The organism is Paenibacillus sacheonensis, from assembly GCF_009909195.1.
GTDB lineage: Bacteria > Bacillota > Bacilli > Paenibacillales > Paenibacillaceae > Paenibacillus_Z > Paenibacillus_Z sacheonensis.
The window spans coordinates 36592-53672 of sequence record NZ_JAAAMU010000002.1; the positions used below are offsets into that span (position 1 = coordinate 36592).

Consider the following 17081-nt stretch of genomic DNA (forward strand, 5'->3'; position numbering starts at 1 on the left):
GAGCGTGCAGCGGGATGTCTGTAGATGCTTATTTGAATTTCAACGGAAACTGCAGGGAAGTCGTCGACTATTACGCGGATGTTTTCGAGACGGACAAGCCTAAATTCCAGACGTTCGGCGACATGCCGGCTCATCCCGATTATCCGCTTCCGGAAGAAGCGAAATCGATGATCATGCATGCGCGGCTCACCATCAGCGGAAGCAACGTCATGTTCTCGGACGTCTTCCCGGGCATGCCGTTCACGGTGGGCAATAACATTAGTTTGGCCGTCGTCACGGATGACAGGGAAGAGATCGAACGCGCGTTCAATCGCCTGCGCGAAGGCGGCAGCGTGGCCATGGAGCTGCAGCAGACGCCATGGAGCGCCTTGTACGGCCAAGTAACGGACCGTTTCGGCATTCTTTGGCAGTTCAATCTGGGCATCGGCGAGATGTAAGAATCGAACATGACCACTTTCAAGTTCAGATAAGCATTCCATAACGGGGTCTTCGCAGCGGCGAAGGCGCCGTTTTTATTGCGTTCGCGAATGGACGTGCCTGACATTGCCGCCGCGCATACAAATAGCTCCATCGGCAGAACGGTGTGAGTTGGCGCCGATTGGGGTATATATGCTTCAAACGCGAAGGGAGCTTGAAGCCATGCGCCTGCCGGAACGGATCTCGTCTTATCGTCATATCGCGATGACGCTGCTGATCATCGCGGCCAGCTTGGAATATTCGCTTGTTCATACGTCCTACCACGCCTTGCTGAAGATCGTGAAGGTAGCCGCCGCATTGGTGTTGGCATGGGCATTCTACCGGGATCAGCGCGCCGTGTTTTCCAGCTGGCAGATGAAGCTGTCCCGGCAAATGCTCTTGCACGTGGCGGTACTCTTGCTCGCGCTGCTCGGTTTCCAGGCATCGGCTTCCGGTATCGAGGTCCTCGTGAGGGAAACGAACGCCTATGGTCCCGAGCGCACGGAACAGTTGGAGATCGGCATCCAGATGGCCGCGTATCCGTTGTTGATCCTGCTGCTCGGTCTGTTCACGCAGGGTTATATCCCGTGGCTGAGGCGCAACGCGAAACATTTGACGCTGCTCTTGTACCTGTTTCTATGGATATGGTGCGGTGCGTTTTATTTCTATATGGCCGAGCGAACGAAAGGCAGCGATTTCATCTTCTCGGACGAGGCGAAGATCCAAATGACCTTGAAGGGCATCTCGTCCGACGAGCGTTACGATGACTATGACGAATATCGGCTGCAGGAAATATTGAAGAAAGGGCAGTACAAGAAGGATTATCTGAAAATGGGAGACGATGAATTCCTGACGACGGACGCGACGGGCATCGATTGGGGCGAAATTTACGAGAACATGCTCGGCAGGGAAGGCTATGCGTACTTTTCCTTCGGCACCTCTTCGGAGCCGTTGACGATCAAGCCGAAGCTGCTGGATTACGACGCTTTGGGTGCCTGGGAGCCTTACTTGGGGAAATCGTTTCAAGTCGTCGACGTACGGCTCTACAAGAGCAAGGACGGCAGGACGGGGAACAATGAAGTGGTCTATGTACCCGCGAACGAAGGGGCGGAGGCAGGGCAGACGCAGCTGGGAGAACCTGACGAAACGATGAAGCTGTATTTTGCGGGGCAGGATTACGAGCATTTCATGCAGGTGTTCGACGGCGACCGCAGAGATCGGCATCTGAGCCGTCTCATCGCGGCTTCCCATACGCTGCCGGACGGCAAGTTTCTCGAGCTGTACGTCGGCATCAACGGCTATGCGAGCTATCATATCGAGGACTTCTGGTATTTCAGCGCGATTACGATTACGACGCTCGGCTTCGGCGACATTACGCCGAATTCCGGCCCGGTCAAGACGGCGGTCACGGTCGAAACGCTGCTCGGCGTGCTGCTCATCGGGATCTATGTATCCGGGGTCAGAACGAAGAAACCTGGCAGTTGATGCCGGCGGCGATAAGAGACTTATCAGGGTTGCCGGCAGGAAGCGCCTCCGGCAAAGCTTGCTTGCTTCCATGACGAATGGCGATATACGGCGCCCGTTCTCCGCGCTGCTGTCCGATTGACAGCGCTTGGGGAATGGGCTATGATCGTTTTGTGATTTAGTAAAGCAGTAAATTACTATATGAAGATTCGATACCGAGAACAGGAGCGAGCAGCATGAAAATTCCAACGACATTGAAGCATAAACCGGTCATCGTATCGGAGAATTACGAGCAGATCGACGGCAGATACGCCAATCATTCGGACGCCAAAGGGTTGTCGCTTGGACTGGCCCAATGGAACGACCGGGGCAAAATCGATATCTCGGCCAAAGTGTGGCGATACACGGGCGAGAAATGGTCGAGACAATCCGAGGAGCTGCCGCTGCATCGCGTGCTGGACCTGGCGATTCTGGTCAGCAGGAGCATCCTGCATTTTCAGGATGCGTATCGTTTCAAGGACCTGTACGACCCGGAACAGCCGGTACTCGACCGTGTCGGCCTGCAAGGCGACGCCATGACGATCTCCGTCTGCACGGACAACGAGAAGATCAAAGAAGACATGCAATTGTTCAATCAAGCGCTGGGCGAAGACGGCGAGATGATCGGCGAACGGCTGCGGACGCTGTCCCGCATGCTGAAGGAGCTTGGCTACTAACGAGCGTAGCCGGCTGCCGCGGCTTGGTTGCCATGCCGCATGAATCGCCGGCGCGAGCAGACCGTTACGAAGACGATAATCAAGGGAGCGGATTCGAATGTCGGAAACGAATCAAACGCAGCTGCTTATGGTGAAAGAAGGGTTGGACGCGCTGCCCGCGATGTCGCTGCCCGAAGGGTATCGGGTCAGAAGTTTTCGTTCGGGCGACGAGGAGGCGTGGGAACGCATAATCCGGGAATCCTTCGGCGACCCGCATTCCTTCGCGAAGCATATGACGGAAGACGAGGCGTACAAGCCGGAACGGGTATGGTTCGTATGCGATGACGGCGATATGCCGGTCGCGACCGCTTCCGCATGGTTCAAACCGGAATGGACTGCGGATACCGGTTACCTGCACATGGTCGGCATTCTGCCGGAGCATGCGGGACGGAGGCTGGGCTATTGGGTCAGCTTGGCGGCGCTGCTGCAGATGGAGCGGGAAGACCGGACGCGGTGCGTGCTGCACACGGATAATTTTCGCCTGCCGGCAGTCAAGACGTATCTCAAGCTGGGTTACTCGCCGGAGATCGTCGACGAGGGACATGCGGAACGCTGGCGGGGACTGGCGAGCGTATTGGGCAAGCGGATCGAAGGCGTCGATAGCAGCGGCAATGCCGTAAGCTTCGGCTAACCAAACAGGGATTGTTCACGAGGTCGAACCCAGACTTCATGAACGATCCTTTTTTGTTATGCTCATTCGGCAATAAGGCCTCGCAAGGGAAGATCTGCCATCGAACCGCGGGTCATCCATCGAGCTTGCGGGAGCAGGTCAATATAGCTCATTTCTAAGGTCGACTGCTGAGGTTTGTAAGGTTGAAGGCGCTTCCGTCCCAAGGCATACTTAGGGTGTAGGCAAGAAGGAGGACACCATGGCAAAATTAGTGATCGAACAACAGACGGCAACGCCGCATCCTGCCCCGGCGAATCGCAGAACGCTATGGCGAACGCTGTACCTGCAGAGGTATCTGCTCCTGATGACGGTGCCTTTCGTTATCTGGGCGTTGATTTTTTCGTACGGACCGCTCTGGGGATGGATCATGGCCTTCCAGAAATACAAGATCGGCCAAGGCATCTGGCATAGTCCGTTCGTCGGATTGGACAACTTCAAGGAACTGTTCAAGGACGACGATTTTTACCCCGTGCTGCGCAATACGCTCGTCATGGCCGTGATGAATCTGGTTACGGGCTTTGTCGGCGCGATCGTGCTGGCGCTCATGCTGAATGAAGTGAAGAACCAGTTCTTCAAGCGGACCATCCAAACCATCACCTACATTCCGCATTTCGTCTCGTGGGTCGTCATCGCGAACATCGTCCTGACGTTCCTGTCGCCGGACGGAGGGATGGTCAACAGCCTGCTCATGAAGCTGGGCATCATTCATGAACCGATCTATTTCATGGCAAAAGAAGGCTACTTCTGGTACATCCAGACCGCCGCGAACCTGTGGAAGGAAATCGGCTGGAGCACGATCATCTACTTGGCCGTGCTTGCGAGCTTGAATCCCGAGCATTACGAAGCAGCGGATATCGACGGCGCCACTCGTCTGCAGAAGATGCGGTACATCTCTCTTCCGGGCATCATGCCGACCGCGTTCCTGCTGCTGATCATGTCGCTCGGCTGGCTGATCCAAGGCGGCTTCGAGTCGCAATACTTGCTCGGCAACGATGTCGTCAGCGGCCGTTCCGAGGTGCTGGATTTGTACGCGCTCCGTTATTCGACCCAAATCGGCGATTTCTCTTACGGCGTCGCGATCAGCATTTTCAAGTCGGTCGTGTCGATCGCGCTGGTCGTATCCGTCAATATGCTGGCCCGAAAAACCGCTCAAACTCGACTTTTCTAATGAAAGGAGCCCCAACATGATTCGGCAGCGCTCATTCGGAGACTTGGCCTTTGCGTTCCTCAATACGTTCGGATTGGCTTTGCTCGGATTCATTACGCTCTTTCCGTTCATCCATCTGCTGGCGATCTCGCTTAACGAGCCGCTGGATATGATCAAAGGCGGCATCACCTGGCTGCCGCGCAAGCTGTCCTGGTTCAATTACAGCTATGTCTTCGACAACAAGAATCTCTTCATGGCGGCCTTCGTATCGATCGCAAGAACGGTCGTCGGCACCTTCCTCGGCGTCGTATGCACGGCCATGATCGCGTACGCCCTGAGCCGGAGGGAATTCATCTTCCGCAAGCCGTTCAATTTCTACTTCGTCCTGACGCTGTACGTCAACGGCGGCTTGATTCCGGGCTACCTGCTGATCAAGAATATCGGACTCATGAACAACTTCTGGGTCTACATCCTGCCGATTCTGGTCAGCGCCTACAACGTCATGATCATGCGAAGCTATTTCGAGCAGCTGCCCGAAGGCGTAGTCGAATCCGCCAAGATCGACGGCGCGAACGATTTCCAAACGCTGTTCCGCATCATCATTCCGATCAGCATGCCCGTCATCGCGACGGTGACCTTGTTCATCGGGGTACAGCATTGGAACTCCTGGTTCGATAACTACTTGTATACGAGCCGCAGCCAGAGCTTAAGCCTGATGCAGTACGAGCTGATGAAGGTGCTCCTGCAGTCCGTCAACCAGTCGGCCGTCACGGCCGGATCTTCCGCGGCGAACGACGTAGCGCGCCTCAGTCCGCAGTCCATCCGGGCCGCATTGACGATCGTCGTCACGCTTCCGATCCTGATCGTCTACCCGTTCCTGCAGAAGTATTTCGTGAAAGGCATCACCATGTCGGCCATGAAGGAATAGCGATGCTGTTCCGGCCGAAGACCGCGGTATCATCGGGGGTTCATACACCGTAGATATAAAATGATATAGAATGCGAGGGTGTCATATGAAAGCGAAACATACCAAGAGAAGACTGGCTTTACTCTCACTCACCTGCATGACCGCGCTTGTATTTACAGGCTGCGCCTCCAACAACAATAACGGGGGAAATACGGCGGACAATGCGAACACGCCTCCGGCAGCGACGAACGATGGCAGCAAGGCGGCGAATGAAGGCACCGCGAACGAAGGCAATAAAGAGCCGGCGGCGGACACGTCCCCGGTCACGTTCACGATCAGCACGAGCGACAACAAGCTGAACTGGGATAATCCGGTCAGCCAGAAGCTGACGGAGAAGACGGGCGCGACGCTGAAATACGATCTGATCGTCGGCGACGAGAAGCAAAAATGGGACATTTGGCTCGCCGGCGGCGACTATCCGGACATCATGCCGCTCGATCCCGAGCATGTCAAGAAATACAAGGACGCGGGCGCCATCATTCCGCTCAACGACCTCATCGAGAAATACGGCCCTCATATCAAAGAAAAATATGGCGACATGTACAACCTGCTGAAATCCGACGACGGCAACATCGACTCGATCTCGAGCGTGCTCCTGAACAAAGAAGCATCCCCGGACGCCGTGCCGAACTTCATCGTGCAATACGACGTGTTGAAGGAAGCCGGATATCCGACGATCAAAACGCTGGATCAGCTCTACGGCATCATCGCCGATTACGTCCAGAAGCATCCTAAAATCGACGGCAAGGACACGATCGGCTACACGGCGGCCATGGCCGACTGGATCATGGATGCGCAGTTCAACAATCCGATCACGTTCGCTGCCGGCCAGCCGGACCACGGCAATTTCCGGATCGACGGCGACGGCAAGGTCTCGTATAATCCGCTCACGGACGACGCGAAGACGTACGACAAATTCCTGAACAAGATGTACTCGAACGGCCTGCTGGACAAGGAGACGTTCTCGCTCAACATGGACGGCATGCGTGCCAAAATGGCGCAAGGCCGCGTCCTGGCCGCGTTCGCGCCGGCCTGGATTCTCGGCGATACCGAGAAATCGCTTCGCGCCGCCGGCAAACCGGAACGCGCTTACGCGCATATTCCGATCTACTTCAATGAAAGCATCGTCGACCATAACAATACGATCACGCCGATCGGCACGGGCACGGGCCAATGGGTCATCACGAAGAACGCCAAGAATCCGGAACGCATCATCCAATTCATCGATTACCTATTCTCCGACGAAGGCCAAATTCTGACGCACTGGGGCATCGAAGGCAAGGATTACACGGTCGTGGACGGCAAGCGCGTCGAGAATCCGGAGAAGATCAAGAATACCGCTTCCGACCCGGATTACATGTACAAAACCGGTCTGAAGGGTCCGAGCAGCGGCCCTGCGGGAGAATGGTTCTCGCTTGGCAACGGCGCGAAGCTCGGCGACGGCGACTACGCGACGCCGACCACCAAGGATTCCGTCGTCACCGGCTACGACGACATGACGAAGGAAGTGCTGGCGAAGTACGGCAAAACCGTATGGGCGGACTTCCTGCCGCCGGTCGAGAAAGTGCCTGGCTATCTCTGGCAGCTGACGCCTCCGGAAAGCACGAAAGTGCAGCAGCAAAAAATCAGCGACGACTGGCGCAAAGGCATTCCGAAGCTGATCATGTCCAAGGGCGACGCCGAGTTCGACAAGAACTGGGATAACATGAAAAACGCGATCACGAAGGACGGCCTCGTCGAGTATGAAGGAGCCTTCACGCAATTGTGGGCGGATTTCAACGCCAAATACCAGGCTCAGCTGGGCAGCAACTAGCGGCAGCCGGACGGGAATCATACCGCTGAAGGAGCTTCAATAACCGATAACTCCTTATCTCGCTACCGGGATAAGGAGTTATCTCCATGTAGAGGTAATATTCCGGCGGCGGAGAATAAATAGGATGGGCGAGCCGCTCGCCGACAATGCGACAGCTAAGGAGAACGCTTCGATGAAAATACGCACCAAGCTGATCTTGGCCAATCTGTTCATCATGCTGCTTCTGCTCAGCGCATTGACCTACGTGTTGATGAAGCGCAGCAGCGACATCGTTTTCGATAATATGGTCGAGAACGCGGATCTCTCCTTGTCCCAAGTAGCCGCGAACCTGGATCATACCTTGGGGGCATACGAAGAAATCGCGAACTCCCTTTATCTGAATTCATCGCTCCAGGAGATGCTGTCGCAAAATTATCCCGATCTTCGCGACGCGTACGACGACTATTTCAGTAAATTCGAACCGCTCGACTCCGCGATGAAGCTGACGCAGAATGTCTCTTCCTTGATTATTTACACGGATAATCCGTCATTCGTATTCGCGAATTTTCATCTGATCGACGGCGAGATCAGGGCGAGCGACTGGTACCAGAAGGTCATGAGCAATCCGTTCGGCACCTATTGGACGGCTTCGTACATGAACGAATTCCCCGAGCACCAGGTTTTCAGTCTCCGTAAACGGCTGAACAAGCAAAATCCGAATTCGCCGCTGGTCGTGTCGATCGAGGTGAACGTCAGCGTGCTGAACGATTTGATTCATGAGGAAAGCAAACAAAAACGGTTTATATTCACCATGCCAAACGGCGTGACGCTGCTGGACTCTTCCGCTCAGTCGCCTATCGATAATCTGAAGCGGCTTCCGTTTCAGGACCGAATCCTGGGTAACGCGGAAGGCAACTTTCTCTATAAGGACGGCAAGGACAGCTATCAGGTATTATTCAAGACGCTCGATTCGCGCAACGTGGTCAGGGGCATGAAGGTCATCACGCTCATCCCGGTCACGGAATTCATGCCGAAAATCAAACAATTGCAGTCGCTTGCGCTCGTGCTGCTAGCTGGCGCGATGTTCCTCTCGGCGACGCTGATCTTCGGCTTCTCGCTCGGACTGACGCGGCGATTTACCGAGCTGTCGACGAAAATGAGGCGCGTCCACAAGGATAATTTCGAAAGCTTCATCGAGGTCAAGGGCAAGGACGAGGTGGCCCAGCTCGGTCAAATCTTCAACGTGATGGTCAGGCGGCTCGGCCAGCTGGTGAGCGAGACCTATCAGGCGAAGATCGACCGGCAGGAGCAGGAGCTGCGGACCAAGGAAGCGGAATTGTACGCGCTTCATGCGCAGATCAAGCCGCATTTCCTGTTCAACATCCTGAATACGATCCGCGGCAAGCTGCTTATCTCCGGCGACAGGGACAATGCCCGTATAATCGGGCTGCTCGCCAAGTCGTTCCGCATGATGCTGAAGAACGGCGGACAGGAGATCCCGCTTATGGAGGAGATCGAATTCATCGATCGCTATTTGCAGCTGCAGTCGTACCGGTACGTCGATAAATTCGATTACGCCATCGACATCCCCGAGGACATCAAGTCGATCGCGATTCCCCGGATGTCGCTGCAGCCGCTCGTCGAGAATGCGATCGTGCACGGCATCGAGCTGAACGACGGCTTCTCCCACCTTCGCGTGACGGGCACGCGGCTGGCGGATCGCATCCACTTGACCGTCGAGGACGACGGGCTTGGCCTGTCGGCTTCGCGGCTGGCCGAGATTCATCGCTGGTTGAAGGAAGGAACGACGTTATCCCGCGATACCCATATCGGGCTGCGCAACGTACACAGCAGGTTGAAGGATATGTATGGCGAATCCTACGGGCTGATCGTCGAGAGCACGGAAGGCCAAGGTGCGCGAGTGACGATGATTCTCCCGGACGAAACAGGCGCGAGAGGTGACGGCGATGTATGACGTGTTGATTGTAGAAGATGAGCCGATTGCACGGGAATCATTGAAATACTTGATCGATTGGCAGGCGCTCGGCTTCGAGATCAAGGGCGAGGCCGAGAACGGCCAGCAGGCGCTGGCCATGATGCGCGGCCACTATTATTCGCTCGTGCTGACCGATATTCGGATGCCGGTCATGAGCGGCCTCGAGTTTATCGCCGAGCTGCGGAAGTTTTCCGGCGCGGAGGTCATTATCCTGACGGGTTACGACGATTTCGAATACGCGCGCCAAGGACTGAAGCTCGGCGTGCAGGATTATTTGCTGAAACCGGTGGACGAGGACGATCTCGCCGCCGTGATCGAGCGAATCAAGGGCGATCTGGACCTCAAATACAGGACGCGCAAACAGTTGGACCTCGGCGTATCGGCGCTGCGCGACCGTTTCTTCAAGCAGTGGGCGCACGGTCAGGTGAAAGCCGGCGAATTTCTGGAACAGTCGAAGCTGCTCGGCGTGTCGGTCGATTGGCCATCGACGTGCTGTCTGGTCGTTGAAATGGATTTCGTGCAGGCGCTTCATGCGTACTGGACGGATCAGGAGCTGTCGCTCAAGCGATTCGCGATTCGCAATATCATCGAGGATGTATGCGGAGACGGCGGCAGCGTGTTCGAGGAGTCGGAGGAACGGTTCGCGGTGCTGTGCAAGGGCTCGGGCGACGAGAAGGACGACCTGAGCGGCGCGTTTCAGCTGGCGGAGCGATTGGCGTCGGCGATCAGCCTGTACGCCAAGGAAACGGTCAGCATCGGCGTCGGTCATGTCGTCGATTCCCGTGAAGCCGTGCCGCAGTCCTTCGCGGCGGCGGAGAAAGCGCTGGACGGCAAGTTCCTGCACGGGAAGAACGCCATCTTGACGGGCATGCCGGGCGAAGCCAAGGATACGGAACAGACGGAGCTCCGCGCCATGGAGGAGAACGTCATCGAAGCGATGAAGACCTTCCGCTTGGATCGGGTCCGGGAGGCGCTTCATGCCTTGAAGGAAGCTTACAGATCGAGCCGCGTGGAGCCGGGGGTCATTAAGCTTCGCGTGCTGGAGCAGCTGATCCAATTGTTCCATGTCGTGAAGGAAGCCGGCGCGAACCATGCCCTCTTATTCGATTCGCAGTTCGGCGATTACGACCATGTCATGACGATTCGCACGATCGACGAGCTGCATCGGTTCATCGAGGACAAATGCCTGTCCGCCTTCGAGCTGCTCGTGCGCATGAAGGAGCAGCAGCCGAATAAAGTGTTCGTCACGGTGCAGAAGCTCGTCCAGGAACAGTTCCAGACGCCGATCAGCCTGCGCAGCATCGCCCAACAGGTCTATATGAACCCGCATTACCTCGGCAAGCTGTTCAAGGCGAACGCCGGGACGTCGTTCAACGAATACCTGCTTCGGATCCGGATGGAGAAAGCGAAGGAGCTGCTTCGCTTCACGGACAAGAAAGTGTACGAAATCGCGCAGGAAGTCGGGTTCGGGGAACTCGACTGGTTCTACAAGCGGTTCAAATTATACACGGGGCTGAGCGCCGGCGAATATCGGTCGGCATATCAGCCTCAATCGAAGGAGTGATCGCATGCTGTTCGGAGTTTGCTATTATCCGGAGCATTGGCCGGAGGAGCGTTGGGCTACGGATGCCCGCATGATGCAGGAAGCAGGGATGAACGTCGTCCGGATCGGCGAGTTCGCCTGGTCCAAGCTCGAGCGCAGGGAAGGGGAATTCGATTTCTCCTGGCTGGACCGCATCATCGATCTGCTGGCGGGACACGGCATTCGCGTCATTTTTGGAACGCCGACCGCCACCCCGCCGAAATGGCTGATGGACAAACACCCCGACATCTACATGCGGGATAAGTTCGGGCATGTGCGGGGCTTCGGCAACCGCAGGCATTATTGTTATAACGCCGCGTCCTATCAGCCGTACATCCAGAAGATCGTCGAACGCTTGGCAAGCCGCTATGCCAACAATCCCAATATCCTGGCGTGGCAGATCGACAATGAGTTCGGCTGCAACGATACGACCCGCTGTTACTGCGAGAACTGCAGAACGGCCTTTCATGTGTGGCTGCAAGAGAAATACGGGGATATCGACGCCATGAACGAACGTTGGGGCACCGTGTTCTGGAGCCAAATCTATAACGAGTGGCATGAAATCGTGCTCCCGGCGAATACGCCGTTTCCGCTCCATAACCCGGGCTTGGAGTTGGATTACCGCAGATTCGCTTCCGATTCGGTATGCAAGTTCCAGAAGTTCCAAACGGACCTCATTCGCTCGATCGCGCCGCATCAGACCGTCACGCACAATCTGATGGGCACGTTCAACGAAATCGACGGCTACGATCTATCCGAGGAGCTGGATATCGTATCCTGGGATAATTATCCCAACCTCATGTTCACGCGGGACGTCAATCCTGCCGTTGCGGCGATGTCGCATGACATGACGCGCGGTTTGAAGGAGCGGAACTTCTGGGTCATGGAGCATCAGAGCGGCCAGCCCGGCGGCAATGTCATGTTTCCGACGCCGAAGCCGCAGGAGCTGCGGCGCTGGACGTACCAGTCCATCGCGCATGGAGCGGACGGGATTCTGTATTTCCGCTGGCGCGGCTGCCTGTTCGGCGCCGAACAATTCTGGCATGCCATCCTGCAGCATGACGGAAAGCCGGGCCGCAAGTACGCGGAGACGAAAGCGGTCGGCGAAGAATTGAAGCGCGTCTCGCGGCTGCTCGAAGGGACGGAGAACCGGCCGCAGGCGGCCATGATTCGCTCGTACGACAACGAATGGACGTTCGAGATTCAGCCGCACATCATGAATTACTCCTACATGGATCATTTTACGGGCTATTATCAATTTTTCTACGATCATCATATCGGAACGGATATCGTCTCCCCTGCCGCGGATTTCACGAAATACAAGCTGCTCGTCCTGTCGAATTTCATCATGGCGACGGACGACATGGTGGAGCGCCTGTATGCGTTCGTGGAAGCGGGAGGCTCCCTCGTGCTGGATTTCCGCGCAGGGGCGAAGGACTGGGACAACCGCATGGAGCCATTGACGCTGCCCGGGAAATTCGCCGAGCTGCTCGGAATCACGGTGGAAGAGTACGGCGTGCTGTTCAAGGACGACCGGCGGCGGATCAAGGCGAACGGGCAGGATGCCGACTTCGGCGGAGGCAAGTGGGTGGACGTCATCGAGCTGCGGGGCGCGGAGGCGCTTGCCGTGTTCGACGAGGATTATTACGCGGGCCGTCCCGCCGTCACGAAGCATGCGTTCGGACAAGGGCACGCTTATTACATCGGGACGGAGATCGACGCTTCGCTGCGCGACCATATCTTCGGCACGATCTGCGGGGACGCCGGAATTACGCTCGGCCGGCCGGCGGTCTCCGCGCCGCCGGGAGTCGAGGTCGTGTCGCGTTCGAACGAAACGCGCGAATACACGTTCGTCATCAACCATACGGTGGATCCGGTGATCGTAGACCTTGACGGTCCGATTCAAGATTGGCTGTCCGGCCGCGTCTTCGAGCATGGACCGGCGGAGCTGGAAGGCAACGGCGTATGGATGCTAGGACGACCTGCTGCGGAATAAGGCATAATGGACTTCTGACGAAGAAGAAACGAGAAGAGAAGAAACGAGAAGAGACGTGCTCATGGCACGTCTCTTTGTTATGCTGCAGCTTGTAAGTTATCCAATAACAGTTCCATAAAATTCAAGCGTCTGGCCAATTCAGCGGCCGCATACTAATAAAACCCACCGCTCTCACAAATATTAGTCCTATGCAAAGCATGGATTTCCGGATAGAATAGGTGCAAAAACGCTTTCATTAAGGGGTTAGCATGAAAAAGCTACTATTTGCCACGGTTTTCGCAGGCAGCTTGGCTGCGTTGGCGGTGACGCTCTACTTGATGCTGACGATCTACAGCGGCGATCAGGGGATGTCGGGCGGTTCGGAAACCGCGCTCGGCGCCCATTCCGAGCGGGTGGTCGTGATCTCGCAGGAGCAAGGGAGCTACGTGATGGACGAAATCGAGAAAGGCGCCCGGACTGCGGCTGCCGGACATGGGATGATGATCGATTTCTGGGGCGTATACCGTTCGAACGACGAGGAACTGCTGAAGCAGATCGATATTGCAATCGCTTCCAAGGTGGACGGCATCATTCTGGAGGGCGCGGACAGGCCGGATTTCGTGCGGCTGGTGAATAAGGCGACGGAGAAGGGAATCCCGGTCATTACGATCAACTCGGACGCCCCCGGCAGCCTGCGCAAAACCTATATCGGCTCCAACCATTACCAGGAAGGCATTCTGATGGGGCAGCATCTTGCCCAACAGCTGCATGGCAAGGGGACGATCGGCGTGATTACGAACGCGGAGTCCTCGGATACCGATCAGCTGCGGCTGAAAGGGCTGCGCGAGGTGCTGGATCGGCATGCCGGCGTTAAGCTCGTGTTCGCGTCCGAGGATGCGTCCAAGCTGCAGGCGAGCATGCAGACCTTCGATATTTTGAACCACGTTCCGGACGTCATCGCGTTCATCGGACTTCCCGCCGATTCGGGCAAGCGCATCGTGGAGGCGGTCGATTTCCGTTCCAGGCGGAAGGACAGCCAAGTGTTCATGTTCGATGCTTCGCCGCAGACGAAGTCGATGATCAAAGACGGGCTTATTCAAGCCGGACTGTCGCAGCATTACGAGGACATGGGGAAAATGAGCGTCGATTTGCTGCAGCGCTGGCTGGACAGCGAACGTCTTCCGCTCGATCCCAGCTATTATACGCCGATCAGCGTCGTCGGGCCCGCCGACGTGAAAGAGGAAGCGCCATGAAGACGATTCGCAGCAAAATGATGATGCTCTCGATCATTATTTGGATCATCATGGCGTTCATCTGGATCTCCATGAGCATCTTCAACCAGCGGACCGTGGAGAAGTACAACGACATTCTGCAGCGCTACCTGCTGATGAATCAAGCTTCCGAGCTGAGCCGGCAAGCGCTGACGACGCTGAATACGTACCGGATGTCTCCGACGGAAGATAACCTGAGGAAGTACGTCGAAGACGGCAATCGGCTGCTGCGCATGAAGATGGACATGAACCTGCTGCGCAATCCGAACAACGAGATGCAGCTGGTCGATTTTCAACATATGGTCGACAGCCAATCGCAGGCGATGAATCTGGCCGTTCGGTTCCAGCGCGACCATGACGACGAAGCGGTAGCGGAGCAATTCGACGAGGCCTCGAACATTTCCGGCTATATCTCGGAGGCGGCGTTGTCGCTGATCGGCAGCGAGCAGCACACGTACGACAATTTCTATCGGCAGATCATCGAGCGCAGCAACGAGATCAAGAAAATGGGCTTCTGGACGCTCGCCTTCGTCTCGCTGCTGCTGCTGCTGTTCTCCTACCGGTTCGTAAACAGCGTCACGCGGCCGATCCTGAAGCTGACGCAGTCGGCGCGCGAGCTGTCGCGCGGCAATTTCCAGAAACCGATCGTCATCAGCAATAACGACGACATGTCGTTTCTGGCCAAGACGCTGGACAACATGCGGCTCAGCATCGGCAGCCTGTTCGACGAAGTGCAGAGCAAAGCCCAGCTGGAATACGACCTGCACAAGCATAAGCTGATGCTCAAGGAAAGCGAGCTGAAGAGCCTGCAAAGCCAGATCAATCCGCATTTTCTGTTCAATACGCTGAATATGCTGTCCAAGGAAGCCTATCTGGCTGGCGCGGACAAGACGAGCGAGCTGATCAGCTCGGTTGCCGGCATGCTGCGGTACAATCTCCGGCGGATGGACAGCCGGGTATCGCTTCGGGACGAGATCAACGTCGTGGAAGAATATTTGACGATCCAGCAGGCGCGCTTCGGCTCCCGCGTCATTGTCGTCCGGGAGATCGACGAAGCCGCATTGGATCTGGAAGTCCCGATTCTCATCCTGCAGCCGCTCGTCGAGAACGCGTTCATCTACGCCATCGAGCCGTCGGAGGACGGCGGCGTGCTTACGCTGCGCGTCGTTAACGGCGACGAATACGTACGCGTGCAGGTGATGGACGACGGGCCGGGAATGACATCCGAGAAGCTGGCCGGCCTCATGTCCGACGCGGAGTCGGCGGATTACAAGGGCCATTCCACCGGCCTCGGCATCCGCAATGTGCGCGATCGGCTGCAATTGTTCTACGGCGAAGAGGATTTGATTGCGATCGATGCCCCGATCGGGGAAGGAACCAGCATTACGATCAAGCTGCCAAGGAGGCCGAATACATGATAACGCTACTGATCGTGGATGATGAACCGATCGAACGAACGGCGCTGCAGCGCATGGTCCAGGAAGGCATGGACGATATCGTCATCGTCGGCCAGGCCGCCAACGGCCGCGAAGCGATCGAAGCGGCGGCGCGGCTGAAGCCGGATCTGATCACGATGGACATCAAGATGCCGGGCATAGGCGGTCTTCAGGCCATCGAGACTATTACCGCGACGGATAAACAAGTTAAATTCATCGTGGTCACGGCTTACGACACGTTCGAGTTCGCCCAGCAGGCGCTGCGGCTGGGCGTTCGCGACTACCTGCTGAAGCCGAGCAAAACCGCGGTCGTCTTGGAAACGATCGGCAGAGTTGCCGACGAGATCCGCGCTTCGCATCGGGACGCGGAGAGCCGGCGCAAGGAACAGGAGCGTCTTCGCAGGATGCTGCCCGTCGTAGAGGCCGATATCGTCTCGCAGCTGCTGTTCGATTTCGCCCCTTCCGTTCACCTGAACGAAATGATCGATTTGCTCGAAGCGCCGGAGATGAAGGATGGTTTCGTCATGAACGTCCTGCTGCAGGATCATGGCGGTTCGCAGGAAGGCGCGCCGGGGGATTTCGAGGCGCTTCAGCTGGCGCTGGCCGGGCAGCTGGAGGCTTCGTCGGTGCACGGCTGGGTCGGCAAAGCGTCCGGCAAGCAAATTCCGCTTATCATATTCAAAGATATCCGCCAGTCTTACCGCCAAGCAGCCGTCGGCATCGGCAGGACGCTCGTTCAGGCGCTGCGCCGCATGACCGGCGCGGAGCCGTTCATCGGCATCGGCGGGCTGTACGCGGATCGGAAAGACATGCGTAAATCCTATCACGAAGCGCTGCTCGCATCCGTCGATCTGTCGCTTCCCGCGCGGTTCCGCTTGTACGAGGACCTGCCGCATCATGAGCTTCCGGCAAGCGGCCCTCGTGTCTTGGAGCTCGAGAAATGCGTGCTGGAGGACGTGCGCCGCGGCCATTGGGAGTCGGCCGTATCGGGCGCCTTGCGGGTCATTGACGTATATGAAACCGCAGGACAGCCGATCGGCATCGCGCAGCAGCGAATCTTCGAGGTGCTGATCGTCCTGACGCGCATGTTGGAGGAGATGGGGTACGAGCTGGATAAACCATACTATCCGCATCAGACCTCGGGCTACATGCAGCTGAAGACGGAAACGAGCGTGCTGCTCGGCCGTTTGGCGGAAGCGACGGCATTAAAGGCGGGCGACATGGAATCGGATCTCGTGACGACGATGAAGACGTTCATCCGGGAGCATGCCCGCGAGAATCTGTCGCTCGAGCGGGTCGCGGCCGAGATCGACAGGAATCCGTTCTATGTGAGCAAGCTGTTCAAGTCGCATTTCGGGATGAACTATATCGATTACTTGACGGAGTGCCGGATGGAGACCGCCAAGCAGCTGATGCAGGACGCGGAGAAGAGCTTGAAAGAAATCACGTACGAGATCGGCTACCATGATCCGAACTATTTCAGCCGGGTATTCAAGAAGATCGTCGGCTATTCGCCCACGGAATATCGGAAAATGCTGCTTCGTCCGTTGGATAAGAAACTGACGTAGGC

At 56.7% G+C, this 17081-nt stretch carries 13 protein-coding genes; all 13 read left to right on the forward strand.

The features are described from left to right. Positions 1 to 14 precede the first annotated feature (14 nt). Positions 15 to 437, forward strand: a complete 423-nt coding sequence (locus GT003_RS03215) for a VOC family protein (protein WP_161694383.1) — start codon at positions 15 to 17, stop codon at positions 435 to 437. 202 nt (positions 438 to 639) lie between these two features. Beyond that, positions 640 to 1941 carry a potassium channel family protein gene (locus GT003_RS32220; RefSeq protein ID WP_204798861.1) on the forward strand — a complete coding sequence of 434 codons (1302 nt, stop codon included), beginning with the start codon at positions 640 to 642 and terminating at the stop codon, positions 1939 to 1941. Positions 1942 to 2156: 215 nt separating this feature from the next. Then, positions 2157 to 2636 carry a DUF6530 family protein gene (locus GT003_RS03225; protein WP_161694385.1) on the forward strand — a complete coding sequence of 160 codons (480 nt, stop codon included), beginning with the start codon at positions 2157 to 2159 and terminating at the stop codon, positions 2634 to 2636. Between the two features lie 97 nt (positions 2637 to 2733). Continuing rightward, on the forward strand, positions 2734 to 3306 hold the full coding sequence (locus GT003_RS03230; protein WP_161694387.1) for a GNAT family N-acetyltransferase: 573 nt from the start codon (positions 2734 to 2736) through the stop codon (positions 3304 to 3306). A 238-nt stretch (positions 3307 to 3544) separates the two neighbouring features. After that, positions 3545 to 4513 carry an ABC transporter permease gene (locus GT003_RS03235; protein WP_161694389.1) on the forward strand — a complete coding sequence of 323 codons (969 nt, stop codon included), beginning with the start codon at positions 3545 to 3547 and terminating at the stop codon, positions 4511 to 4513. A 16-nt stretch (positions 4514 to 4529) separates the two neighbouring features. Continuing rightward, positions 4530 to 5420, forward strand: a complete 891-nt coding sequence (locus GT003_RS03240) for a carbohydrate ABC transporter permease (protein ID WP_161694391.1) — start codon at positions 4530 to 4532, stop codon at positions 5418 to 5420. An 85-nt stretch (positions 5421 to 5505) separates the two neighbouring features. Further along, entirely contained in the window at positions 5506 to 7272 is a 1767-nt protein-coding gene (locus GT003_RS03245) for an extracellular solute-binding protein (RefSeq protein WP_161694393.1), read from the forward strand. Between the two features lie 172 nt (positions 7273 to 7444). Further along, entirely contained in the window at positions 7445 to 9226 is a 1782-nt protein-coding gene (locus GT003_RS03250) for a sensor histidine kinase (RefSeq protein WP_161694395.1), read from the forward strand. Continuing rightward, a complete protein-coding gene (locus tag GT003_RS03255) occupies positions 9219 to 10811 on the forward strand; it encodes a response regulator (RefSeq protein ID WP_161694397.1) in 1593 nt (530 codons plus the stop codon). Before GT003_RS03250 ends, GT003_RS03255 begins: the two co-directional genes overlap by 8 nt. Before the next feature lie 4 nt (positions 10812 to 10815). Further along, complete coding sequence (locus GT003_RS03260; protein WP_161694399.1) at positions 10816 to 12825, forward strand: beta-galactosidase; 2010 nt, start codon at positions 10816 to 10818, stop codon at positions 12823 to 12825. Positions 12826 to 13073: 248 nt separating this feature from the next. Next, a complete protein-coding gene (locus tag GT003_RS03265; RefSeq protein ID WP_161694401.1) occupies positions 13074 to 14057 on the forward strand; it encodes a substrate-binding domain-containing protein in 984 nt (327 codons plus the stop codon). Then, on the forward strand, positions 14054 to 15493 hold the full coding sequence (locus tag GT003_RS03270) for a sensor histidine kinase (protein WP_161694403.1): 1440 nt from the start codon (positions 14054 to 14056) through the stop codon (positions 15491 to 15493). Before GT003_RS03265 ends, GT003_RS03270 begins: the two co-directional genes overlap by 4 nt. After that, positions 15490 to 17079, forward strand: a complete 1590-nt coding sequence (locus GT003_RS03275) for a response regulator (protein WP_161694405.1) — start codon at positions 15490 to 15492, stop codon at positions 17077 to 17079. Before GT003_RS03270 ends, GT003_RS03275 begins: the two co-directional genes overlap by 4 nt. Positions 17080 to 17081: the final 2 nt, after the last annotated feature.